Here is a 24,766-nt window from a genome sequence, read left to right as displayed (position 1 = left end):
GATGGTAGTGTGGGGTCTCCCCATGTGAGAGTAGGTCATCGTCAAGCTCTTATTCAAAGCCCCAGCAGGGTAACCTGCTGGGGTTTTTTCTTGCCTGAAAGAAAGCGAAAAATGTAGGAGGGGATCTTATCCCCGAAAATCTCTGCGACCCAGACGCCATCGGGAAGACGCTTCCCTCCTACAGCGTCGCGCAAGCGCGATGCGGCGCTTCGACAGAAAAATGTAGGAGGGGATCTTATCCCTGAAAATCTCTGCGACCCACACGCCATCGGGAAGACGCTTCCCTCCTACAGCGTCGCGCAAGCGCGATGCGGCGCTTCGACAGAAAAATGTAGGAGGGGATCTTATCCCTGAAAATCTCTGCGACCCACACGCCATCGGGAAGACGCTTCCCTCCTACAGCGTCGCGCAAGCGCGATGCGGTGCTTCGACAGAAATATGTAGGAGGGGGATTCTATCCCCGACAACCGCTACCACCTTCACGCTGTCGCAAGGCACTTCCTTCCTGCAGAATCGCCTATGTTTCGTGTTTATTACGTGTGTCTATTTGAAAGTCAGTGTAACAATATTTAAGTTGTTGATATTTATTGATAATTATAAAAATGTCCCTTTTGAAATAAGTCTCATCGTGTCATTATGGCTCGTAATGATGCAGGCTATTTACCGATCCTTGATTGGAAATTACCTGATAGGAGAACTAGATTTAAATTAATCTACAGTTGTTCAATAAATACAAAAATAGGTGAAGTATGCGTTTACAGGATGTAGGTCCAGTTTTCGTGATGTCAGGCTTGATACTTAGTGCATCTGTTTGTGCGCTTGAGCCTATGACTGATCGTGACCTCTCTGATGTATCAGGGCAGGCATTTATCACCATTGATACGAGTTCATACAATCAGGGTTCAGGAAACTGGTCTGGTGACTACGAGTTCACCAAGGTTAACCTTGGGATGGAACTCGAGACCGTATTCAACATTGATGAGCTCAGGGTCAGCCGCTTTGATCGTGATGCTTATGTGGATGGCACAGTCCCTGTGACCGATGATGATCGGAATATCGTTACCAATCCGGATGGCAGCATCCAGGTATACGATTCCGACATTATCATTAATAACTTTGCCTTGGGTCGTGTCGATAACTACGATGACGCTGCGAACGCAGAGTATGTGCCGTTTATGGCAAAGAACCCCTACATCGAACTTGCATATAAAATCGAGAATGATGAAAAACGAATCTCTGGACTTCGTGTAGGGTTCGAGAAGGCTCAAGGTGATCTCTCGGGCGATCTTGTCTCTCTGACAGGTAAGATCGAAGGCGAGATTCGCGGTGACGCTGCGGTCGTTTATAACCAGAATTGTCCTGGGGCTGGCTTTATCAACTGTACTGCACTTGCTTTAGCACAGGGTACCGAGATTTATACTCAGGTCGATCTTCTTGATGCTGCAACAGGCGACGGTGCAGATAGCCTGAATGTTGCGTACGTGAAGCGTGCTTCATGGTTTGGTGTGCCGAATGGCCGTAACTTCGATTCTGACGAGGGTGGTTTGATTCCTACTCTGGTTCCCTTGCTCACCCGTGCAGATGATTGTGAGGTGACTGGTACGCCTGGTTGTTTCCGTACAAGCATCTACCAGTCAATTTACATTGGTGATAAGGACGCTTCTTTTGAAGATGGTTCTGCCAGTGGTGTATTTATCTCAATGCAGACTGAGTCAGTGCCATGGGAAGACCTGTCAGGCGTCCCTGGAACTGATCGTGTTCTTACTGATCAGGGTGCTTATTTAAACATCGCGCGTTACCAATCCGGTAATGAGACTAAGTATCCTCTGTACCTGACGCTGGAAGAAGCGACTAATGGTACTCCAAGGGTGGCGACCTGTGTTGGCCGTATTAAGGGGTGTTAATGAGATGAAAAAATTATTAACACTATCCGCTGCCGCCATTATCGCTCATTCAGCGAATGCGGAGTTACAGGCGCTTGACGATGTAGAAATGTCTTCTCAGAGTGGGGCGGGCTTAGGCTTTGCACTCCAGGATTTTGTCTTCAGTACGGACGATGCCTCTCTCGCAGTCACGGGCATCGAGGACGGAACTGGTAATGAGGTCGGCATCAAGTGGGATCAGTTCTACATCATGGGAGAGGGCAGCCAGAACGGTGCTGTTAAAAAGCCTGTTGATATTGGTAGCTATCTTCACCCCTGGGTCGTGCGAAGTGTTCGTGGTAGTTCTGATTGGGATGGTGATCCGGCTGACTTCTATACCGGCGATGCACCTGCAATCGGCGATGACGTCGCAGCGTTGCAGATACTGACGGATGTTTATACTTCGGCCGCTCAGAATACGCGACAGTATGTGATGGATTGTATTTTTGCGAGTGCAGGTGATTGCGGACAGCGGGCTGCTATCAGACGCAGTGGAGCAGACATAGGGTCCCGCTTCACGCTCGATTTTGCCGATGGTACTAACCACGTCTGGAATATCGACATGCGGGGTGTATATCTCGACGGGTCTGGTTTTACTTTATGGTCTCGCCCAGATGATTCGGGTCAGTCAGAACTACTGGGACAATTGAACCTGTCTTTGTTGGCCGAGGAATTTCAGATTGATACATGCGGAGATGCATGTACCGGTACGGGATCTTTGTTACAGATTGACCAGCTTTATTTGGGCTTGAATCTGGGGTTTGGCGATATCCAGCCTCTGAAGTTCAGCGCTACTTCTGACGGTAATTTCGTACTTGAACTAAGTAAGCCCGATCCATCTTCCCGTGGTGTTGATTCAACGGATAGCGATGCCATGCTGGCTTTCTTCAATGAGTATTACGCTAACGCGCCGAAGAGCGATATTTATATTGGTGAAATTACCGTAGGTAATCGTACTGCTGGAGAGACTGTCGTAAACGGTTTCCGTGCTCAGTATCTCAAAGCGACCAGTATCGATCTCTGATCGATACTGGCGTCTCTCTTTTTTCGGATCTTCTTTTTCAGATCTGGCTCGTCGGGTCTGGTTCCTCAGATCTGATCCGCATCCGTCACTATGGTCACAGGGTAAACCTGAGACTTTTTAAGTTGCGGGTTCAGAGGTAGCATTTTTTCTCCAAGTTTATCGAGCGTTGATGCCCGGTTATCAGGAGAAGGGTGGGTACTCAGGAACTCCGGGCCACCGCCACCTCCTGCTTCAGCCATTTTTTTCCACAAGCTTACCGCTGCGTCGGGGTTATATCCCGCGCGGGTCGCTAACTCGATACCGATTTCGTCAGCTTCCGATTCAGCAGTGCGGCTATTCGGCAACTCCAGAGCAACTTTCGCTGCCATGGCGGTTCCTGTCAGCACATAGCCATTGTTGTCAGTGACCACGGCGGTTGCTGCCAGCGCGCCATTCATGAGTACTGCGCGGGACATACGCTCAGCCGTGTGATTGGCCAGGGCATGAGAAATTTCATGACCCATTATCTGTGCGATTTCATCGTCGTTCAGATTTAACTGGGTAACGATGCCGGTGTAGATCGCCATACGTCCGCCAGCCATGCACCAGGCATTCAGGGTATCAGGGTCGTCAATGATCGCGACGCTCCAGTCCCAGCTTTTGGTGTCGGGATCAAGTTTTATCGCTTCAGTGACAAGTCGCCCGGTGATTGTCTCAATGCGTTTTACCCATGCAGGGTCCGTAACCAGCTGATCATTCTGATCGAGTTCACCGACGGTGCTCGCGTAGGCTTTCTGAGACTCAACAATTGCCGAATCCGGCGAGACGATCATAAGTTGATTGCGGCCGGTCAAAGTGGTTGCACAACCTGCTATGGCTGCGCTGATCAACGTCAGGCTGATCACTTTCTTCATATCCGTATTCCTGAAGTAAGGTATGTATCGTTAGTCTAAGGTGTTGCTGAGTGAGTGTGTAGTGCTAATGCCGACAGCGCAGTCCTGCGCTTTAAGGTCTGGTATACTCGCGTTTTTTCTCCAGCGGGATTTCAGCGTGTTTGCCGGAACAGAATTACACCCAAGGCTAATTGCCGGGCTTGAAAAACAGTCCATTACAGAAGCAACAGACGTGCAGCTTGAGGTTATCCCTGAAGTATTACGCGGGAGTGACGTTCAGGTATGTGCAGAGACTGGCAGTGGTAAGACCTTTGCCTACTTGTTGCCGATCATGCAGAAGTTACTGACGGTCGATGCACCAGACAGCGCCACGCGTGCTCTTGTGATCGTTCCTACCCGCGAGCTCGCCCGACAAGTGTTCAAGGACGCTAAGCGCCTGACCGACATGAATCACCTTGAGGCCGGAGTGTTAACCGGTGGAGAAGAGTTCAAGTATCAGGCTGCAGTGCTGCGTAAGAACCCGGAAATCCTTATTGCAACACCGGGGCGGCTTGTAGATCACCTGAAGCGCGAAACGGCAGAGCTGGGAGATATCGAGTTCTTAGTTCTCGACGAAGCGGACCGAATGCTGGATATGGGCTTCTCTGAAGATATGGAGCATATCGTTGGCAAGTGTGGCTCTGAGCGTCAGACGCTGATGTTGTCCGCAACCTTGCGCCATGAAGGTGTAGGGCGTGCTGCACGTTCGTGGCTTAAGGATCCGGTAGAGATCACTACGCAAGGTATCCAGGAGCGTCATGACGATATTACTCAGCAGCGCATTCTTGCTGATGACAATGCCCATAAAGATCGCCTGTTAACCTGGCTCCTTGCCAATGAAACCTATGATAAGGCGATTGTATTCGTTAATAAGCGCACGGAAGCTGAACGGCTTAGCGAGTTTCTCCGCCGCCATAGAGAAGGTATTGCCGTACTCCACGGTGATATGACGCAGGATGAGCGCAATTATGTCATGCAGAATGTTCGTGAAGGTCGACGGAATATACTCGTAGCGACCGATGTGGCAGCACGGGGGCTTGATGTTGACGGGCTGGATCTGGTGATCAATTACGATCTTGCCCGCAAGGGTGATGAGTATATCCATCGTATTGGTCGAACCGGGCGAGCAGGCCGCAGCGGTCTTGCGATCAGTTTGATTGCTCCGAATGAATGGAACCTGAAAGCGGCCATTGAGCGCTACATTCAGCAGGAGATGGATTCGCGTACGATCAAAGAGCTTAAGGCGAAATATACTGGGCCTAAGAAGGTTAAGGCCTCGGGCAAGGCTGCTGGTATTAAGAAGAAAAAACCACGTGGCCCAGCTGCGAAAAAAGCGGCTGCGAAGAAAGCTGCCGAGAAAAAAGGCCCGTCTCCGAAGAAGAAAAACGGGCCCCGGCCTTCACGTCCAGCAGGTAACCTGATGGACAGTGAAGGTTTTGCGCCTATTAAGAGAAAGAAGTAAATCAGAGAAAGTAGGATGCCTGAAAACAGGCTGGCATCTTTCCCTCAGCGGCCAAACTGGCCGCTGTTGTAATCCTTGATGGCCTGCTCAATCTCTTCATGCGTATTCATCACAAAGGGACCATAGTGTGCGACGGGCTCAAGGATTGGGTCACCTGTCAGTACCAGAAAGTTCGCATCACTTTCGGCTTTAAAAACGAGCTCTTCCCCTTGGGTGCTGTAAATCAGTAACGGCTTCTCTGGCAGTGACTGACCTGTTGCCAGCTGCCCCTTATAGACGTAAACGATGGCACGTTTGCCCGAAGTGACCGGGAGTGTCAGTATCTCACCTTGAGTAAGAGAGACGTCCAGATAGCTGGCGTTAGCGGCCAGCTTGTCCAGAGGCCCTTCCACCTGCTGACCTTCGATCTGCCAATCACCTGCAAGAACTCTGACTTCGCCACCCGTATTAAGAGCAACCACTGGGATCTCTGATTGCGGAACATCCCGGTAATCCGGTGCACTCATTTTGTCTTTTGCTGGCAGGTTGATCCAGAGCTGAAAACCATGGAGGCCACCCTGATCGAGTTCAGGCATTTCACTATGGATAATACCTCTCCCAGCAGACATCCACTGAGCGCCACCACTGCGTATTTCGCCCCGGTTGCCCATATGATCTTTGTGGATCAGAGCGCCTTTGCGCAAATAGGTCAGCGTTTCCATACCGCGATGAGGATGGGGTGGGAAGCCTCCCATGTAATCCGCCTCGTCATCGGATACCAGTTCGTCGAGCATCAGAAAAGGATCGGCATCGCGTTGATTGAAGAGGGCAAGGCGTCTGATTTTTACCCCATCACCGTCTGAGCTTGGGTAACTACGAATGATATTTTCGAGAGAGCGTTGTGTCATAAGTACCTCCGGTTAACGATTACTTTATCGCGCTTGCCGGAGGATAACGAGGGGATAAATTGGTATTGGTTGTTTCGCTGAGGTTTCTAATTGTCTTATTAAACTGCGGATTGTTCTTCGACCTGCTCATCCAGCCCGTCTTCCAGAGCTTTGCAGAGCTCTTCGCAGGAGGCCGGATCTGAATACGGCTCACCGTTCGCGTCGACGATGAAGAAGATATCGGATACCTGCTCACCTTCCGTCAGAATTTTAGCCCCCTGGAGCTGAGCGCCGAAATCCATAAGGATACTGCCGACGCGTGCCAGCAGACCCGGGCGGTCAGCGGCAGTGACCTCGAGCACGGTTCTGCGCATCAGAGGGTCGTTGCTGATGGTCACCTGGGTAGGTACATCGAATTGTTTCAGAACGCGTGAGGTCCGGCGACGTATGATGGTGTCGAATTCTTCAGGCTCATCGAGTGCGTCGCATAGGGTATTGCGGATGACGCGGATGCGCTCCGGGTCAGTAATCGCTTCGTTATTTTCGTCCAGAACAATATAGGTATCGACCGCGTTATTCTCTGACTCAGAAGTCATGATACGAGCGTCCTGAATGTTCAGGTTGAGCTGGTCCAGGGTTGCCGTCGTTACCGCGAACAGATTGGGCTGATCTTTCATAAAGAGGAATATCTGTGTGGCACCCTCGAACTGACGGTCGGAGGTCTGTCGTACAGAAACCAGCGGCTTAGCGCTGTTGCCGTGCGCATCTATTTCGCGGGTTTGCCAGACGATATTGTCGACGCCTTCGCGTAAAAAGTAGTCCTCCCCCGGCTGTCCCCAGATCTCTCTGGCGCGGGCTTCCGGCAGGCCGTAATCCTGAAGTTGTGCAATGGCTTCCTGTTGGATCTCTTCAATCACATCATCTTTGTGGAGGCGATTTTCCAGACCACGGCGCAGCGCTGCCTGGGTGTTTCTGTAAAGCTCGCGCATCTGTTCGGCGCGCCACGGCGTCCACAGCTCAGGATTGGTCGAGTGAGTATCTGCCACAGAAATCAGGAACAACATATCTAGGTGGTATTGATCACCTACCTCCACAGCAAACTGATGAATATCATCAGGATTGCTCAGGTCGAGGCGTTGGGATGCGTTCGACATTAATAAGTGGTTACTGACCAGCCAGGTCACCATATGTGTATCGGCTGGTTTGAGTCCGTGCTGACTACAGAAGGCTTCGGCAACCTCTCCACCATTGGCAGCATGATCACCTTCGCGGCTCTTACCCACGTCGTGAAGCAGCGCGGCCAGGTAGAGCACTTCTTTTTTATGAACCTTGTGGATCAGGCGCGATGCGATCGGAAAGCGCTCGCGAACATCGCCATAGCGGAAGTGCCTCAACAGCCGGATCATGCGGAACGTATGCTCGTCGACTGTGTATTTGTGCAGCAGGTCGTATTCCATCATGCCGATTACCCGACCGAACGATGGAATATAACGACCAAGAATACCGTAGCGCATCATGCGGGACAGCTCACGTACAACACGAGACCTGCTGCGCATCAGAGTCATGAAGATGGCGTTGTGTTCTGGGTTCTGCCGGTACTCTTCATCGATCAGGTTGCGATTGTCGCGAAGGGCGCGGATCGTCGCGGAATGTATGCCTTTAGATTCTGAGATCTGTGCCAGCATAGGGAAGACCCTGAGTAGCCAGGCGGGTTCTTTTTCGAACAGATCTGGTGTGGTCAGTTGCAGATAGCCATTGCACAGCACGAAGTGCTCATTCACAGGTGTGATGGTGTCGTCGTCACACTGCATATAGTCTTCGGTAAAGTGCATCATCAGCATATCGCTCAGCTCCATGGTGGAGAGCTGGTGGCGATAGAACTGCGACATAAAACGCTCGACACCGAGTTGTCGGCCTGTGTCTTTGTACCCCAGAACTTCTGCAACCTGAGTCTGTAGGTCAAAAAGAAGCCGGTCTTCCTCGCGACCTGCCAACATATGCAGGGCGTATCGTACTTCCCAGAGAAAGCTGACGCTGCTGGCCAATCTTTTATGTTCGAACTCAGTCAGGAAGCCGTTATCTTCCAGTGCCTGCAAGGTGCCTTTACCAAAGTGTCGGATGGCCACCCAGGTGATGGTCTGAATATCCCGCAGAGCGCCGGGGGAGTTCTTAACATTGGGCTCAAGGTTGTAATCGGCGCTGTTGTGCTTGTCGTGGCGGGTATTGAGCTCTTCTGACTTAGCTTCGAAGAAGACCGCCGCAGGCCACTGAGCTTCTGGGGTGATTCGTGCGCGAAGTTCGGAATACAGTGTTTCATCACCGATCAGGGGTCTGCTTTCCAGCAGGTTGGTGATGATAGTCAGGTCGCCTTCGGCTTCGGTGACACACTCATCCAGAGTACGGACACTGTGGCCGATATCGAGTTTGATATCCCAAAGCAGGGTAATGAAGTCCTGCAGGTCACTGGCGTGGCGGTTGATGCTGTCTTCGTCACGAGCAAGCAGGAGCAGGTCGATGTCGGAGTGAGGATGCAGTTCCGCACGGCCATAACCGCCCACTGCGATCAGGGTGATGTCCTGCGTCGCTATATTGCGGAAACGCCAGAGCGCGCGTAAAACCCGGTCGATAAGAGTGGCACGATGCCGTACCAGCAGGTCGGCATCGAGAGTTTCCCGGAAATAATGGTGAGCTTCATTCTGAATGCGGGTTAGAAGAGGCTTGATGACGGGGAGAGGTAGGGATTTCTCCTTGAGTTCTTCCAGTAGGGCATCTTCATCTACCTGAGGTAGTACCGGCATGTCAGATAGATCGGTCACTTCCAGAACTGCTCTTCTTCTTTGCGTTTCGTTAAGACTTCGACACCGTCAGCAGTCACCAGCAGAGTGTGTTCCCACTGAGCTGAAGCCTTGCGGTCTTTGGTTACCACGGTCCAGCCATCTTTAAGTAACTTGTTGTGTCGGGAGCCGAGGTTGATCATTGGCTCGATGGTAAAAATCATACCTTCCTGAATGGCCATACCAGTGCCCGGCTTGCCATAGTGAAGGATCTGAGGATCTTCGTGGAAGACCTTACCGATACCATGACCACAGTATTCCCGGACAACGGAATAGTGGTTGGATTCAGCGTAGGTCTGAATTGCATGGCCGATATCACCGAGCTGAACGCCGGGCTTGACCATATCAATCGCGAGATACAGCGACTCCTGAGTGACACGGATAAGGCGATCCAGTGCGGGTTGGACATCACCAACCATAAACATCTTGCTGGTGTCACCGTGGTAACCGTCTTTGATAACGGTGATGTCGATATTAACGATATCGCCTTTCTTCAGAATCTTCTCATCGCTGGGAATGCCGTGGCAGATCACCTGATTCACTGAGGTGCATATCGACTTCGGAAAACCGTTGTAATTGAGAGGGGCAGGGATAGCTTTCTGCTCGTTGACTATATAGTCGTGGCATATGCGGTCGAGCTCACCTGTAGACACACCCGGCTTTACGTAGTCGCCGATCATCTCCAGAACTTCTGCAGCCAGACGCCCGGCTACCCGCATTTTGGCGATGTCTTCCGCCGTATTGATCGTTACACCCATCAGAGGAGTTCTTCCGTTTCATTGAATAGCAATGATTGTATTGTACTTCTTGTGTGGCTGGGGTTGAACCGTTGAATAAGATGTCAGTAAAAGGATCGTGTAACTGCTGGCATATAGGCGCGCAAAATGGTATAAAGCGCCCGCGCTCAGCGCCGTGCTGCTACAAGGTAGTTGCACGTGAATACTTAAACGACACACACGGACTGAAACTGATGTGCCGGGGTGCCTGTTTCGACAGGTCGGGGCTCAGGGTTCGTGGAGGCATAACCCCTACATATAAGGTAGTAAAACAATGGCACAAGTTAGCATGCGTGACCTGCTGAAAGCAGGCGTACACTTCGGTCACCAGACTCGTTACTGGAACCCAAAAATGGGTCAGTACATCTTCGGCGCCCGTAACAAAATTCATATCATCAACCTCGAGCAGACTGTTCCAGCACTTAACGACGCGCTGAAACTGATCGAAGGTATGGCTGCGAAAAACAACAAGGTTCTGTTTGTTGGTACTAAGCGCGCAGCAGGTAAGATCATCAAAGAGCAGGCAGAACGCGCGAACATGCCGTTTGTTGCTCACCGTTGGTTGGGCGGTATGCTGACCAACTACAAAACTATCCGTCAGTCTATCAAGCGTCTGCGTGACCTCGAAGCACAGCAGAAAGACGGTACTTTTGAACAGTTGACCAAAAAAGAAGCTCTGATGCGTTCACGTGAGATGGACAAGCTCGAGCGTTCTATCGGTGGTATTAAAGAGATGGGCGGTCTGCCAGACGCTATGTTCGTTATCGACGTAGATCACGAGCGTATCGCTGTTCAGGAAGCCAACAAGCTGGGCATTCCAGTGATCGGTATCGTTGATACTAACTCTAACCCAGATGGCATCGACTACGTTATCCCAGGTAACGACGATGCAATCCGCGCTATCCAGATCTACGTTTCTGCAGCTGCAGACGCGATCCTGGAAGGCAAGCAAGGCGGCGCATCTGCTGATGAGTTTGTTGAAGTTGCTGAAGAAGCGCCAGCGGCTGAGTAATCAGAGCTGAATACGAAAAAAGGGGCTTAGCCCCTTTTTTTAAATCTTTATCGTCAATTTATAGATTTAAGAGGATATTCCACATGGCAACTGTATCTGCTGCCCAGGTAAAAGAGCTGCGTGAACGTACTGGCCTAGGCATGATGGAGTGCAAAAAAGCACTGACTGCTGCTGGCGGTGACATCGACCAGGCAATCGAAGATCTGCGCAAGAACTCAGGCCTCAAGGCTGCTAAGAAAGCTGACCGTACCGCTGCTGAAGGTAAGCTGCGTGTTGTAGTTGGTGAAGGCAATGCTGTTATTGTTGAAATCAACTCTGAAACTGACTTCGCTGCTGGCGACGCTAACTTCGCTGCGTTCGCAGACAAAGTCGTAGCTAAGCTGGCTGAGACTAAAGAAGTGGACGTTGCTGCACTGATGGCTGGTGAACTGGAAGACGCTCGTGAAGCTCTGGTTCAGAAAATCGGTGAGAACATCACTGTACGTCGTCCAGCAATCGTAGAAGCTGACACTGTTGGTGCATACGTTCACTCAAACGGCAAAATTGCCTGTATCGTTGCTCTGAATGGCGGTAACGAAGAGCTGGCGAAAGACATCGCTATGCACGTTACAGCATCTAACCCACGTGTTGTACGTGGCGAAGATATGCCTGCTGACGTTCTCGAGAAAGAAAAAGAGATCATCAAAGCACAGCCTGACATGGCTGGTAAGCCAGATGAGATCGTTGAGAAGATGATGGGCGGTCGTATCAAGAAGTTCCTGAAGGAAAACAGCCTGCTAGAACAGCCTTTTGTTAAGAACCCAGACCTGACTGTTGGTCAGCTGGCGAAAGAAGGCGGTGCAGAAGTCATCAGCTTCCTGCGTATGGAAGTAGGTGAAGGTATCGAAGTCGAAGAGACTGACTTCGCTGCTGAGGTTGCTGCACAGCTGAAAGGTTGATAACAGCACCGGTGGGGCTCACATTCTGAAAACCACCATTAATATGCCGGGCTTGCCCGGCATATTTGTATATGTCTGAAGCAAATATACGTAGAATACGCCAAACATTTTCAGGAGAAGGTTCATGGCCGAGCAAAAAAGCGCGAAATATAAGCGAATTCTGCTGAAACTCAGCGGTGAGGCCCTGATGGGCGAGCTGGATTTCGGTATTGATCCTAAAGTACTCGATCGTATGGCGCTGGAAATTGCTCAGCTTCGTGGTCTGGGAGTTCAGGTAGGTCTTGTGATTGGTGGTGGCAACCTGTTCCGTGGTAAGGCACTCAGCGAGGCTGGTCTGGATCGTGTCGCTGGTGACCATATGGGTATGCTGGCCACTGTGATGAACGCTCTGGCGATGCGTGATGCCCTCGAACGCTCTAATATGCCGACCCGTGTTATGTCGGCGATTCCGATGAGTGGTGTCGTTGATCACTACGATCGCCGTAGTGCGATCCGTGCCCTGAATCAGGGCGATGTTGTTATCTTCTCTGCCGGTACCGGTAATCCTTTCTTTACGACCGATTCTGCTGCGTGTCTGCGTGGTATCGAAATCAATGCAGATCTGGTTCTGAAAGCGACGAATGTCGATGGCGTGTATACTGCCGATCCGAAGAAGGACCCGACTGCAGAGAAGTACGACCTGCTGACGTACAGCGAAGTCCTTGAAAAACAACTGGGTGTGATGGACCTGACTGCAATCGTTCTGGCGCAGGATCATGACATGCCACTGCGTGTGTACAATATGAATGATACGGGAGTACTGGGTCGCCTGATGACTGGTGGCGATCATGGAACCCTGATTGTAAGTGGAGAAAAAGCATGATTAATGAAATCCAGAAAGACGCTGAAGATCGTATGAGCAAGAGCGTTGCAGCTCTGGTAGAGGCATTTAAGAAAGTTCGTACTGGTCGTGCTAATCCAGCGATTCTTGATAGCGTGATGATCGATTATTACGGTACACCCACACCGATCAATCAGGTTGCAAACGTTATTGTTGAAGACGGTCGTAGTCTTGCGATCAACCCTTGGGAAAAGAACCTGGTACCACAGATTGAGAAAGCCATTCTGAAATCTGATCTGGGTCTGAACCCGGCAACTAACGGCGATACTATCCGTCTGCCAATGCCTGCGCTGACAGAAGAAACCCGTAAAGACTACATCAAACAGGCTCGTGCTGAAGCTGAAAAAGGTCGGGTCTCTGTGCGTAATATCCGCCGTGATGCAAACGGCAGTGTGAAAGACCTTCTTAAAGAGAAAGAAATTACTGAAGACGAGTCACGCGGCGCAGAAGATGCTATCCAGAAACTGACGGATAAGTTCATCGGCCAGGTAGACGACCTGCTTGCAGAGAAAGAAAAAGACCTGATGAAGGTCTGATCGGACATGTCCACAAGTATTGATGACTCCAGTGCAGCACAGGGAAGTGTGCCGCGCCATGTTGCCATAATCATGGACGGCAATAACCGCTGGGCGAAAAAGCGGTTTATACCGGGTGTGGCAGGGCATAAAGCGGGTGTGGATGCGGTCAGAGCAGTCGTTGAGACATCTGCGAAAGCAGGGGTTGAGGTGCTCACTCTGTTCGCATTCAGCAGTGAGAACTGGCGCCGCCCTGAGCAGGAGGTCAGTGCACTTATGCAGCTGTTTATTGCAGCCCTGCAACGGGAAGTAAAAAAGCTTCACAAGAATAATATCCGCCTGAAAATCATGGGCGACCTCTCCGCTTTTTCTGAAAAAATCCAGGGCCTGGTGGCCGAATCTGAAGCAATGACTCAGTCTAACGATGGTATGACGCTGGTGGTAGCGGCGAACTATGGCGGGCAGTGGGACATCGCTCAGGCGGCGCGTCGTATGGCCGAGGAAGTAAAAGCAGGTCGGATGCAGCCCGAAGATATCACTGAGCACAGTTTGCACCAATACACCTGGCTAAGCGAGTTCCCAGCGCCGGATCTGATGATCCGTACCGGTGGAGAGCAGCGTATCAGCAACTTTATGTTGTGGCAGACGGCTTATGCTGAGTTCTATTTTTCAGACGTACTCTGGCCTGATTTCAAAGAAGAAGAATATAAAAAAGCATTAGACGCCTTTGCCAGCCGGACGCGGCGCTTCGGGCGGACTGATGATCAGTTAAAGGAAGCCAAGAACGGTGACTAAGCAGCGCGTTATAACGGCATTGATACTCGCTCCGGTAATGATTGTGGGTATCTTCTTCCTGCCGCTCAAGCCTTTCGCATTTTTCATCGCAGCGATCTGCAGTATCGGTGCATGGGAGTGGGCGAATATCGCGGGCTACAAAAAAAACTGGAGCCGTATTCTCTACGCCTTCTTCGTATTTGTCTGCCTCTACATCAGTGCCCGATTTCTCCGCATCAACCCAGAGTGGAAAATCTGGTTTCTTGCTGCCGGCACCTTATGGTGGACGGTCGCTTTTGCTCTGGTGAAGCGTTACCCGGGTGGTACCGACATCTGGAATGCTCGTGTGATCAGAGCCTTCCTCGGTTTGTGTGTACTTATCCCTATGTGGGTAGGCTTTATGCACCTGAAAGAAGAGCCACACAGCTCTCTGCTGATCATCTATGTCATGCTGGTGGTCTGGGGGGCTGATACAGGAGCCTACTTTGCAGGTCGTAAGTGGGGCAACAGCAAGCTGGCGCCACACGTGAGCCCCGGGAAGTCATGGGCTGGTTTCTGGGGCGGCTTTGCCACAACCATCTTCCTGGCTGCAGTAACCTGTGTCGGTCTGGATCTGTGGCTGCAACCTCTGACGACAGAAGATGTTGTGAAGATTTTTGTCATTACTGCTGCGACCACTGTGATCTCTGTGTTGGGAGATCTGGTTGAAAGTATGATGAAGCGACATCGTGGTATCAAAGACAGCTCATCGCTGCTACCGGGACACGGTGGTGTGATGGATCGGATTGATAGCATGGCGGCGGCTGTGCCCGTATTTGCGTTTATGATGATGTTGCTCAATTGGGGCCTCGCTGTATGACGCAGTGGATTACCGTGCTGGGTTCTACGGGCTCTATCGGTTGCAGTACCTTAGATGTGGTACGTCGTCACCCTGAAAAATATCGTGTGTACGCTCTGACTGCGGCGACGCGTGTGGCAGAGATGGCCGGACAGATTGCTGAGTTTTCACCGCGTTATGCGGTGATGGCGGATGCCAGTGCGGCAGCTCAGTTGCGTGAACAGTTGCCAGAGGACTGTGTCACCGAAGTCCTGAATGGCGAGGATGCACTGGTTCAGGTTGCTTCTGATGAGTGTGTTGATCAGGTCATGGCAGCGATTGTTGGTGCTGCCGGGCTTTTGCCTACTCTTGCTGCTGCGAATGCGGGCAAGAGGGTTCTTCTGGCAAACAAAGAAAGTCTGGTCATGGCTGGCCCCTTATTACTGGAGGCAGTGAAGAAGGGCGGTGCCGAGCTGCTTCCGATCGACAGTGAACACAACGCTATTTTCCAGTCTATGCCGGCTGACTATGCAGGTCGTCTGGATGCGAGCGGGATTCGTAAGATACTGCTGACGGCATCCGGCGGGCCTTTCCGCGGACGTCAGTCTTCTGAACTGAACGATGTGACGCCTTCTCAGGCTGTTGCTCACCCGAACTGGTCGATGGGTGCCAAAATATCCGTCGACTCTGCCACCCTGATGAACAAAGGCCTCGAGCTGATTGAAGCCTGCTTCCTGTTTAATTGTGACGCTGACGATGTTGAAGTCGTCGTTCACCCAGAAAGCGTTATTCACTCGATGGTTCAGTATTGCGATGGTTCAGTGTTGGCGCAGTTAGGTCAGCCTGATATGCGTACACCCATTGCGTATGGCATGGCCTGGCCGGAGCGTATTGAGGCCGGCGTCGAGTCACTGAATCTATTTGATATCGCGCGACTCAACTTTGAAGCGCCGGACGAAGAGAATTTTCCTTGTCTGGCTCTCGCCAGGATTGCTTTTGCGCAGGGCGGCACTATGCCTGCGGTACTGAATGCGGCGAATGAAGTCGCTGTAGCGGCTTTCCTGCGCGAAGACATCCGCTTTACGACGATTCCTGCGTTGATTAAAAAGGTGATGGATCAGCACTCTGTAGTGAGCGCCGATTCGCTGGATGCTGTGCTGTCGGCTGACAGCTGGGCGCGAGCAACCGCTGAAAGTTTTCTTCAGGAGGAGAGCCTTTGACGCTGTTATATTTCATCATAGCGATCAGCATTCTGGTGGTTATTCATGAATATGGTCACTTCTGGGTTGCTCGCCGTGCCGGAGTTCAGGTACTCAGATTCTCTGTTGGCTTTGGTAAACCTCTGTTCTCTGTGAAGGATCGCCACGGCACCGAGTACTCTCTGGCGCCTATTCCATTGGGCGGCTACGTCAAAATGCTGGATAGCCGGGAAGCTCCGGTTGCTGAGCATTTACGTGATCAGGAATTTAACAGTAAGTCGCCATGGGCGCGGATTGCGATTGCGTCGGCGGGACCTATTGCCAACTTCCTCTTCGCAATACTTGTCTATACCTTACTTTTCTGGGGTGGCTCAAAACAGTTTATCCCGGTAGCGTCTGAGATTGCAGAAGGTTCACCCGCAGCTATTGCAGGTGTCCTGCCTGGTGATGAGTTGAGTGCTATTGATGGCGAGAGCACGCAGTCCTGGCAAGATGTCAGCTGGGAATTGTTGTCCTTTCTCGGCGAGACGCGCACTGTCAGCCTGGAGGTCATCCGCGATGGAAGACCGGTTGAGCTGAGCTTGCCTCTGAACCGCTGGTTGAGTGAAGAGGAGGGGCCAGACCCTCTGAGCAAATTGGGTATTACACCGCGGATGCCAGAGATCCCGCTGGAGATTTCCCAGGTAATGGAAGACTCGGCAGCAGAGGACGCGGGACTTCAGGCCGGTGATACTTTGCTTGCTGCGAATGGCGAGCCGATTGTCAACTGGCAGGACTGGGTGACTCTGATTCGTAATTCAGCGAGTACCTCGGTAAGGGTTGAAGTGGATCGCGCCGGTGAGATCATCGAAGTAGAAGCCTGGCCGCAGAGCATTACTCTAGAGAGTGGTGAGGTTATCGGGCGTATTGGTGTGATGCCGGTTGCACCGGTTGCACCAGATGACTGGGTGAGAGAAGTTCACCCTGGCCCTGTGAAGGCATTTGTGATGGGTGTCGACAAAACCTGGAGCCTGATCGTACTGACGCTGGACTCCTTGTGGAAAATGCTGATGGGCGATGTCTCCGTAAAGAACTTGAGCGGCCCCATCACCATTGCTAAAGTAGCCGGCGATTCTGCGTCGGGCGGCCTCATTGTTTTTGTTAACTTTCTGGCGCTGCTGAGTGTGTCGCTGGGCGTACTTAACCTGTTACCTGTGCCCATGCTCGACGGTGGTCACATTTTGTTTTATACGGCTGAGCTGATTCGTGGTAAACCACTGCCAGAGTCTGTTCAGATCGCTGCGGTAAAAGTAGGCATGATGTTGTTGCTTATGCTGATGATTGTCGCTTTCTACAATGATATAAGCCGCCTCTGAGGAGGCGGCGACTGGGTTTTTATTTACATGCGTTTTCTGCTGTCGGTTATATCCCTCTGGCTCTTGTCTGCCTCACTCCATGCTGCCTCCTTCACTGTTGAAGATATTCGCCTTGAAGGGCTTCAGCGGGTCTCGGCGGGTACCGTGTTCTCGGCGTTCCCGATTGCAACCGGTGATACTGTGGACGACGCACGTATCGCTGAGGCGACGCGTGCACTGTTCCGCGAAGGTTTCTTTGAAGATATCGAGCTGTACCGCGACGGTAATGTGCTCGTTGTACGTATGGTCGAGCTGCCGACCATTACCTCGATCGAAATTGAAGGTAACAAAGCGATTCAGACAGAAGCACTGATGGATGGTCTGAAGCAGAGTGGGCTGGCCGAAGGCCTTGTCTTCAAACGCTCAACCCTTGAACGAATTTCACTGGAGCTGGAGCGACAGTACGTTGCTCAGGGCCGTTACGACGCCGGTATTGTCACTGACGTAGAACCTCTGCCGCGCAACCGGGTAGCACTGAAAATTAATGTCGACGAAGGCAACGTTGCGACGATTGAGCACATCAATATTGTCGGTAACGAAATTTTCCCGGATGAGGAGCTGCTGGGTCCGCTGGCTTTGCAGAGCACGAACTTCTGGTCATGGTACTCCAGTGACAATAAATACAGCCGTGAGAAGCTGGCCGGTGATCTCGAAACACTGCGCTCCTACTATCTCGATCGTGGTTATATTCGCTTCAATATCGAATCAACTCAGGTGTCGGTCTCTCCCGATAAACGTGGTGTCTACATCACCGTCAGTGTGTCGGAAGGTGAGCTCTACAATATCCGCGATGTAAAACTCGCAGGTGATCTGGTCGTTGACGAAGACGAGCTGACTCGCCTGTACATGGTGAAAGAAGGCGATGTGTTCTCACGCCGACGGGTTACGTTCACCAGTGACCTGATGACTAAGCGTCTCGGCAACGACGGCTACACCTTCGCTAAAGTGAACGGTATTCCAAAAATCGATGACGAAGAGCGTCTGGTCGACATGACCTTCTACGTTGAGCCTGGTAAGCGTACCTACGTGCGTAGCGTGCAGTTCTCAGGTAACGACGGAACCCGTGATGAAGTGCTGCGTCGTGAGATGATTCAGATGGAAGGCGGCTGGGCATCTACCGAGAAAATTGAAGCCGGTAAAAATCGCCTGAATCAGCTGGGCTTCTTCAAAACAGTTAACGTGGAAACTCCAGCGGTTCCGGGCACCGATGACCTGATCGATGTTAACTATACGGTCGAAGAGCAGCTGAGCGGCAGTCTGAACTTTAACATCGGTTATGCTGCTGGCTCAGGCATGATCCTGGGTGCCAGCGTCAGTCAGAATAACTTTATGGGCAGTGGTAACCGTATGTCTCTCGGTGTGCAGAAGACGGACACGGTTGAGTCTTATAACTTCTCCTACCTTAACCCTTATTACACTGTCGATGGCGTCAGCCGTGGCTTTAACTTCTTCTATCGTGAAACCGACTTCGGAAGCCTCAGTACGGTAAGTGATTATCAGACTAACACCTACGGCGGTAACGTGACCTTTGGTTATCCGATTTCACGCCGCCAGCGCTTGTCGTTCTCGGTCGGTTATGCGAATACCGAAATGTTTGAAGGGGTGACGGTTCCTGCTGAAATTACTGACTTTATCGACTCAGAAGGTGATGTGTTCGATGAATACACACTTGGCCTCAGCTGGCGTTACAGCTCCCTCAACCGCGGTCTGTTCCCGACCGATGGTATGGAGCATGAGGTAAAAGCCGATATATCTGTGCCGGGCAGTGACCTGACGTATTACAAGACCAGCTATACGTCGAACTACTACTTCCCGCTGGCAACCGAGTGGAGCTTGCGTCTGAGAACTGACCTGGGATATGGCGATGGCTTCGGTGACCTCGAGCGTCTGCCGTTCTTCAAAAACTTCCGTTCCGGTGGTATTGGTGCTGTGCGTGGCTATCAGATCAACAGCCTCGGACCAAAAGGTTTGCCTGAGTACGTACCCGTCAGCCTGGCTGAGACCGATGCAGCAGGCAATGTTGTTTATGAAACAGACGAGTTAGGCCGACCACTGACCAGCGACAGTGCGCCTCAGGTTATCTATATCAAAGACGCCGATGGCGGAGCAACTGCGATTTCTAACAGCGCTGGTTACGTGCCATCATACGAGACAGACAGCTCTGGCGCTGTGGTGACAGCACCTTTCTTCCGTGAAACAGAGCGTGCCTTAGGCGGTAACATGCTGGTGGAAGGTAGTCTGGAACTGATTTTCCCAACCCCGTTCATTGAAGACCGCAGCTCTGTTCGCAGTGTTGTCTTCCTGGATGCGGGTAATACCTTCAGCAGCGAATGTTATGTGCCGTCTGATGTTGATCTGCCAAGCTTTGATTCACACCCATTCTGTGATGAGGGCCTGCAGTTTGAAGAGCTTCGTTACAGCACAGGTGTTGGCCTGACGTGGGTAACTGCCATCGGTCCTCTGACATTTACTTACTCATTCCCACTGAACGAACAGCGCGGGGATAGAACAGAAGGCTTTGAATTTACACTGGGTCAGGTATTCTGACGACAATCATTATAAAAGGAGAACAGAATGCGCTGGATAATGGCACTCATTGCAGCAGCAACCATCAATGTAGCGGTCGCAGCCGAGGCAACGAAAGTTGCTGTTGTCGACATGGAGCGGGCGTTGTTCCTGTCTGACGCGACACAAGAAGCGTTGAAAGAATTCGAGAAAGCGAACAAGGCAGACATCGATAAACTCAAAGGCCTTCAGGAAAGCCTGACGGAGCTGCAGAAGAAAATCGAAAAAGAAAAAGACTTCATGAGCGACGAAGAAGCTCGTGCAATCAAAAATGAATTTGAAACCAAGGGGCAGGAATACCAGTTCTACGGCAACAAGCTGCAGAAGCTGGAGCAGAAGTGGCGCCAGGAGCTTTTCCAGAAGCAGCTTCCAAGCCTGGAAAAAACCCTGAAAGAACTGATCGACAAAGAGGGCTACGACGTTGTTCTGAACGCTCAAGCAGCGATCTACAAGTCTCCAAAAGCAGATATCACTAAGCTGCTGCTGGAACGTCTCAACGCCGAGAAATAATAACGGACGATCCTCCCGTGCAGATCAGTCTATCTGAATTGGCTGCTCACCTCGGAGCTGAGCTTCGTGGTGACAGCAATCAGCAAATCACCGGAGTTGCGACCTTAAAGGAAGCATCCTCCGGTGAAATTGCTTTTCTGGCTAACGAAAGTTATCGCAAGCAGCTGGCAGAGTCAGAGGCGAGTGCGGTCATTGTTCGTGAAGCCGATGCTGAATCCGTCTCAGGCAGTGCTCTTGTCTGCGATAACCCCTACCTCGCATTTGCCCTTGCTACTCAATTGTTCGACAACCGTCCGCGCACATCCAGTGGTGTTCACTCGAGTGCAGTGGTTGCCGGGTCGGCAAGGATCGGAGACGGCTGCCGTATTGCGGCTAATGTCGTAATTGGCGACGGCGCGATTATCGGCGACGATTGTGAAATCGGAGCGGGCACGGTGATTGGTGATCATTGTGTGTTAGGTAGCGGTTGCCATCTGAATGCCAACGTCACCCTCTATCATGACGTAACCCTCGGCGAGAGAGTCAGAATTCACTCAGGCACAGTGATTGGTGCGGATGGTTTTGGCTTTGCGCCTGACAAAGGCCGTTGGGTCAAAATCATGCAGCTTGGCGGTGTTCGCATTGGTAACGATGTTGAAATCGGAGCCAACAGCTGCGTCGACCGTGGCGCTCTGGGCGATACGATCATTGGTGATAATGTCATCCTCGATAACCATGTCCAGATTGCACATAACGTTGAGCTGGGCGCTGGCACGGCAATGGCCGCTCAGGCTGGCGTTGCAGGAAGCACAAAGCTTGGTAAACACTGCACCCTGGCGGGTAACGCAGGTGTCGCGGGTCATCTTGAGCTGTGTGACGGGGTGTTTGTCGCTCCGAAAACCGTGATCAGTAAATCGATTAATACTCCGGGTGGCTATGCTACCGGGACTGCGCAGATGCCGATTAATGACTGGCGCAAAGCGGCAACCCGCTTCCGTCAGTTGGACAGCATGGCTCGGCGCATTAAAGACTTAGAAAAACAACTGAAGGACTAATGCATGTCCGGTGCAACCATTGAACAGATTCAGCGGGTGATGCCTCACCGGTATCCCTTCCTGCTGCTGGACAGAATTTTGTCCTGCACAACTGACTCGGAAGAAAACTCCCATATTGAGGCACTCAAAAACGTCTCAATCAATGAAAACTTCTTTAACGGGCATTTCCCTGGTCATCCAGTGATGCCGGGCGTGTTGACCCTTGAGGCTCTTGCTCAGGCTGCGGGCTATCTTGGGATGATGATGATCGGCGATGCCCGTGATCCAAATACTATTTTTTACTTTGCTGGTTCAGATAACGTGCGCTTTAAGCGACCTGTGATGCCTGGAGATCAGCTGGTTCTGAAAGCGGCATTTGTCAGCCGCCGCCGGGGTATCTGGAAGTTTGACTGCCATGCCGAGGTGGATGGTGAGGTTGTCTGTTGCGCCCACATTATTTGTGCTGAACATACTCTGGAGGTGGCATGATTGACCCAAGAGCTGTGATCGATCCTGCTGCGAAAATTGCTGAGGGTGTGGAAATCGGTCCTTTTTCTATTGTTGGTCCGGACGTCGAGATCGGTGAAGGAACCGTTGTTGGTCCTCACGTCGTTATCAAAGGCCCGACTAAGATTGGTAAGAACAACCGCATCTTTCAGTTCTCGACGATCGGTGAAGAATGTCAGGATAAAAAGTATGCCGGCGAGCCGACCACTCTGGTGATTGGTGATAACAACGTGATCCGCGAAGCCTGTACCTTCCATCGCGGAACCGTTCAGGACAAAGGCACCACCATTGTTGGTAGCGACAACCTCTTTATGGTGAATGTTCACGTAGCTCATGATGCTGTGATTGGTAGTCATTGTATTCTGGCCAACGACACCAACGTAGCGGGTCATGTCCATGTCGGTGACTGGGCGATTCTTGGTGGCTCAACTCAGGTTCACCAGTTCTGCATGATTGGCGCCCATGCCATGTGCGGCGCAGGGACTGTCGTTCTGAAGGACATCCCAGCGTTTGTTATGGCGCAGGGGTATCCGGCGCAACCTCATGGCATTAACAGTGAAGGCCTGAAGCGTCGCGGCTTCGAAAAAGACAGCATCATGCGTATCCGTGCAGCCTATAAGACGATCTATCGTCAGAACCTGACTCTGGCAGAAGCTAAAGAAGCGCTTGCGCCTGTGGCAGCAGAGGATGCTGGCGTAGCCATGCTGCTCGAAAGTATCGAAGCTGCCAGTCGAGGGATTATCCGCTGATATGCGAATCGCGTTGGTGGCCGGAGAGACTTCCGGAGATATGCTGGGCGCCGGTCTTATCCGCTCGTTGAAGGAAAAATACCCAGAAGCGACGTTTGAAGGCATCGGTGGCCCAATGATGCAAAGCGAAGGTATGGTCAGCTTTGTGCCGATGGAGCGTCTCTCTGTGATGGGCCTGGTTGAAGTGCTCGGTCGCCTGTTCGAGTTGATTAACGTACGTAAGAAGCTCGTCCGGGATTGGATTGCGAATCCACCTGATGTATTCATCGGCATCGACGCGCCTGATTTTAACCTGGGGCTCGAACAGCAGCTTCGCGCTGCAGGGATTAAAACCGTTCATTACGTCAGTCCTTCCGTCTGGGCCTGGCGCCAGAAGCGTGTTCTCAAGATTGAAAAAGCCGTCGACCTGATGTTGACACTTTTTCCTTTCGAGGCGCGATTTTATGAGAACCACAAAGTACCGGTACGTTTTGTTGGCCACCATCTGGCAGACAAAATTCCATTCGAGACGCCCAAAACACCCGCCAGAGAAAATCTCGGCCTGGAACTGAATAAGAAAACCGTCTGCCTGATGCCAGGTAGTCGGGGCAGTGAAGTCTCGCGTTTGGGTAAGCTGTTTCTGGATACGGCAAGCCTGATGCTGAAAAAAGATCCGGACCTCAGGTTTATTATTCCTGTACCGGGCGTTGAGCGTCGTGATCAGGTCGAGCAGCTAGTGAATGAATACCCGGAAGTCTTGCCGGTGAAAATTATTCTGGGGCAGTCGCAAACCTGTATGGCGGCCGCCGACGTGATCCTTCTGGCCTCCGGAACGGCGACCCTGGAAGCAATGTTGATGAAGCGGCCGATGGTGGTCAGCTATCGTCTGGCACCTCTGACTTACTGGATTCTCAAGCGAATGGTGACACAGGAGTTTATCTCTCTACCCAACTTGCTTGCGGGCCGGGAAGTTGTTCCTGAATTGCTCCAGCACGATGCACAGCCAGAAAAACTCGCGGCGGCCTTGGCAGAGCGCCTTGAAGATAACGACACTGTGCATCAGCTACAGGAAACCTTTCAGTTTATTCATCGTCAGCTGCAACGAAATGCGGATGAAGAAGCGGCCGAGGCCATCAGCCAGCTGTTGAAAGCCAGATGACTGATATCAGCAAGCCAGAAGTGTCTGACTCAGAGATAACTGAGCCAGAAAGAATCGAACCAGAAATAACCGAAGAAGAAGCCGCTCTGATTCGCGAGGGGCTGATCTATTGTGGCGTGGATGAGGCGGGCGCTGGTCCTTTGTGCGGAGATGTGGTGGCGGCCGCTGTGATTCTCGATCCCGATAAGCCGATCCCTGAACTCACAGACTCGAAAAAGCTGACTGAGAAAAAGCGTGAGCGGCTGTTCGACGAAATTCGTGAAAAAGCGGTCGACTTCTGTATTGCGAGTGCATCGGTCGAGGAGATTGATAGCATCAACATCCTCAATGCCCGGATGCTGGCCATGACACGCGCGTTAAAAGGGTTGCGAGTCCCATGCGATCACGCTTTGATTGACGGTAACAAGCTGCCTGATTCAGACATGCCTGCTACCGCTCTGATCAAAGGCGATGCCAGAGTGGCTGCAATCTCAGCAGCTTCTGTGCTGGCCAAAGTTCAACGTGATCGTGACATGCTCGATATGGAAGAACAGTACCCGGGCTACGGCTTCGCGAAACACAAAGGCTACGGCACCAAAGCCCATCTTGAAGCTCTTGATGCCTTAGGCCCGTGTCCTATTCATCGTCGTACTTATGCACCCGTAAAACGTCTTCTGAAAGACTAACCTTCAGATTCTGAGGGTTTATGTAAACCACCTGCCAGTTTCGTGCAAAGTCCTCCCCGGTTCTAATCTGGAGATAACAACCAATTTCTGAGGGCTGATCTGAATGCTGCGTTATTTGGATTCCTGCATCGCCACACCGCGGCCGGTCAACACTGAAAAACTACTGAAGGCCCGCGTTCTGGCAGGATTGGCGATCTGTGCTATTTTCGCCATGCTGGTGATTCTCGTATCGCAGGCGGTTCTCGGCGGTTACAGCCCGTCTGTTGCTGGTGGGAATCCTGGTGTATTTCACTTA

General features: G+C 51.6%; 22 protein-coding genes. 18 read left to right on the top strand and 4 right to left on the bottom strand.

Features of this window, described 5'->3' with window-relative positions; translation table 11 throughout:
* Positions 1-827 precede the first annotated feature (827 nt).
* Together AC5E51_RS15215 and AC5E51_RS15210 are read left to right on the top strand one after the other, a co-directional pair.
* Positions 828-1,904, top strand: coding sequence for a hypothetical protein (locus AC5E51_RS15215; RefSeq protein ID WP_491778780.1), 1,077 nt, complete (start codon positions 828-830; stop codon positions 1,902-1,904).
* Positions 1,905-1,908: 4 nt separating this feature from the next.
* On the top strand, positions 1,909-2,946 hold the full coding sequence (locus AC5E51_RS15210; protein ID WP_297533425.1) for a hypothetical protein: 1,038 nt from the start codon (positions 1,909-1,911) through the stop codon (positions 2,944-2,946).
* Between the two features lie 65 nt (positions 2,947-3,011).
* On the opposite strand, the gene AC5E51_RS15205 is transcribed toward AC5E51_RS15210, so the two are convergent.
* Complete coding sequence (locus AC5E51_RS15205) at positions 3,012-3,839, bottom strand: M48 family metalloprotease (protein ID WP_297533423.1); 828 nt, start codon at positions 3,837-3,839, stop codon at positions 3,012-3,014.
* A gap of 136 nt (positions 3,840-3,975) precedes the next feature.
* On the opposite strand from AC5E51_RS15205, the gene AC5E51_RS15200 reads away from it, so the two are divergent.
* A complete protein-coding gene (locus tag AC5E51_RS15200) occupies positions 3,976-5,319 on the top strand; it encodes a DEAD/DEAH box helicase (protein ID WP_491778779.1) in 1,344 nt (447 codons plus the stop codon).
* A gap of 44 nt (positions 5,320-5,363) precedes the next feature.
* On the opposite strand, the gene AC5E51_RS15195 is transcribed toward AC5E51_RS15200, so the two are convergent.
* From AC5E51_RS15195 to map, 3 genes are all read right to left on the bottom strand, one after another.
* The gene (locus AC5E51_RS15195; RefSeq protein WP_491778778.1) at positions 5,364-6,206 is read right to left on the bottom strand and encodes a pirin family protein; all 843 of its coding nucleotides are present in this window, start codon (positions 6,204-6,206) and stop codon (positions 5,364-5,366) included.
* Between the two features lie 98 nt (positions 6,207-6,304).
* On the bottom strand, positions 6,305-9,001 hold the full coding sequence (gene glnD, locus AC5E51_RS15190; protein WP_491778777.1) for a [protein-PII] uridylyltransferase: 2,697 nt from the start codon (positions 8,999-9,001) through the stop codon (positions 6,305-6,307).
* Positions 8,998-9,777, bottom strand: coding sequence for a type I methionyl aminopeptidase (gene map / locus AC5E51_RS15185; RefSeq protein ID WP_068434833.1), 780 nt, complete (start codon positions 9,775-9,777; stop codon positions 8,998-9,000). Before map ends, glnD begins: the two co-directional genes overlap by 4 nt.
* 292 nt (positions 9,778-10,069) lie before the next feature.
* Here map and rpsB point away from each other — a divergent pair, with 292 nt between their 5' ends.
* The 15 genes from rpsB to rnhB all read left to right on the top strand — a co-directional run bounded on the left by rpsB (position 10,070) and on the right by rnhB (position 24,471).
* Entirely contained in the window at positions 10,070-10,807 is a 738-nt protein-coding gene (gene rpsB, locus AC5E51_RS15180) for a 30S ribosomal protein S2 (protein WP_068441099.1), read from the top strand.
* Between the two features lie 83 nt (positions 10,808-10,890).
* Positions 10,891-11,745, top strand: a complete 855-nt coding sequence (tsf, locus tag AC5E51_RS15175; protein ID WP_068441102.1) for a translation elongation factor Ts — start codon at positions 10,891-10,893, stop codon at positions 11,743-11,745.
* A 124-nt stretch (positions 11,746-11,869) separates the two neighbouring features.
* Entirely contained in the window at positions 11,870-12,607 is a 738-nt protein-coding gene (gene pyrH / locus AC5E51_RS15170; protein WP_068438548.1) for a UMP kinase, read from the top strand.
* On the top strand, positions 12,604-13,161 hold the full coding sequence (frr, locus tag AC5E51_RS15165; RefSeq protein ID WP_068441105.1) for a ribosome recycling factor: 558 nt from the start codon (positions 12,604-12,606) through the stop codon (positions 13,159-13,161). Before pyrH ends, frr begins: the two co-directional genes overlap by 4 nt.
* 6 nt (positions 13,162-13,167) lie before the next feature.
* Complete coding sequence (gene uppS, locus AC5E51_RS15160; RefSeq protein ID WP_301378574.1) at positions 13,168-13,935, top strand: undecaprenyl pyrophosphate synthase; 768 nt, start codon at positions 13,168-13,170, stop codon at positions 13,933-13,935.
* Positions 13,928-14,773 carry a phosphatidate cytidylyltransferase gene (locus tag AC5E51_RS15155; protein ID WP_301378572.1) on the top strand — a complete coding sequence of 282 codons (846 nt, stop codon included), beginning with the start codon at positions 13,928-13,930 and terminating at the stop codon, positions 14,771-14,773. The genes uppS and AC5E51_RS15155 overlap by 8 nt, the downstream gene beginning before the upstream one ends.
* A complete protein-coding gene (ispC, locus tag AC5E51_RS15150; protein ID WP_491778776.1) occupies positions 14,770-15,951 on the top strand; it encodes a 1-deoxy-D-xylulose-5-phosphate reductoisomerase in 1,182 nt (393 codons plus the stop codon). The genes AC5E51_RS15155 and ispC overlap by 4 nt, the downstream gene beginning before the upstream one ends.
* Positions 15,948-17,285 (top strand): RIP metalloprotease RseP, encoded by a 1,338-nt coding sequence (gene rseP, locus AC5E51_RS15145; RefSeq protein WP_297533406.1) that lies wholly within the window; start codon positions 15,948-15,950, stop codon positions 17,283-17,285. Before ispC ends, rseP begins: the two co-directional genes overlap by 4 nt.
* A gap of 27 nt (positions 17,286-17,312) precedes the next feature.
* The gene (gene bamA / locus AC5E51_RS15140; protein WP_297533404.1) at positions 17,313-19,871 is read left to right on the top strand and encodes an outer membrane protein assembly factor BamA; all 2,559 of its coding nucleotides are present in this window, start codon (positions 17,313-17,315) and stop codon (positions 19,869-19,871) included.
* A gap of 27 nt (positions 19,872-19,898) precedes the next feature.
* Positions 19,899-20,399: an OmpH/Skp family outer membrane protein gene (locus AC5E51_RS15135; RefSeq protein WP_068441127.1), complete on the top strand. Its 501-nt coding sequence runs from the start codon at positions 19,899-19,901 to the stop codon at positions 20,397-20,399.
* 17 nt (positions 20,400-20,416) lie between these two features.
* On the top strand, positions 20,417-21,433 hold the full coding sequence (lpxD, locus tag AC5E51_RS15130) for a UDP-3-O-(3-hydroxymyristoyl)glucosamine N-acyltransferase (RefSeq protein WP_301180773.1): 1,017 nt from the start codon (positions 20,417-20,419) through the stop codon (positions 21,431-21,433).
* Between the two features lie 3 nt (positions 21,434-21,436).
* Positions 21,437-21,901: a 3-hydroxyacyl-ACP dehydratase FabZ gene (gene fabZ, locus AC5E51_RS15125; RefSeq protein WP_491228090.1), complete on the top strand. Its 465-nt coding sequence runs from the start codon at positions 21,437-21,439 to the stop codon at positions 21,899-21,901.
* Positions 21,898-22,668 carry an acyl-ACP--UDP-N-acetylglucosamine O-acyltransferase gene (gene lpxA / locus AC5E51_RS15120; protein WP_488046592.1) on the top strand — a complete coding sequence of 257 codons (771 nt, stop codon included), beginning with the start codon at positions 21,898-21,900 and terminating at the stop codon, positions 22,666-22,668. Before fabZ ends, lpxA begins: the two co-directional genes overlap by 4 nt.
* A 1-nt stretch (position 22,669) precedes the next feature.
* Positions 22,670-23,806: a lipid-A-disaccharide synthase gene (gene lpxB / locus AC5E51_RS15115; RefSeq protein ID WP_068441138.1), complete on the top strand. Its 1,137-nt coding sequence runs from the start codon at positions 22,670-22,672 to the stop codon at positions 23,804-23,806.
* Positions 23,803-24,471 carry a ribonuclease HII gene (rnhB, locus tag AC5E51_RS15110; RefSeq protein WP_491222988.1) on the top strand — a complete coding sequence of 223 codons (669 nt, stop codon included), beginning with the start codon at positions 23,803-23,805 and terminating at the stop codon, positions 24,469-24,471. The genes lpxB and rnhB overlap by 4 nt, the downstream gene beginning before the upstream one ends.
* Positions 24,472-24,766: the final 295 nt, after the last annotated feature.

Source organism: Thalassolituus sp., assembly GCF_984348125.1.
Note: the sequence above shows the minus strand (reverse complement) of the source record. Positions and strands in the feature narration are given on the sequence as shown.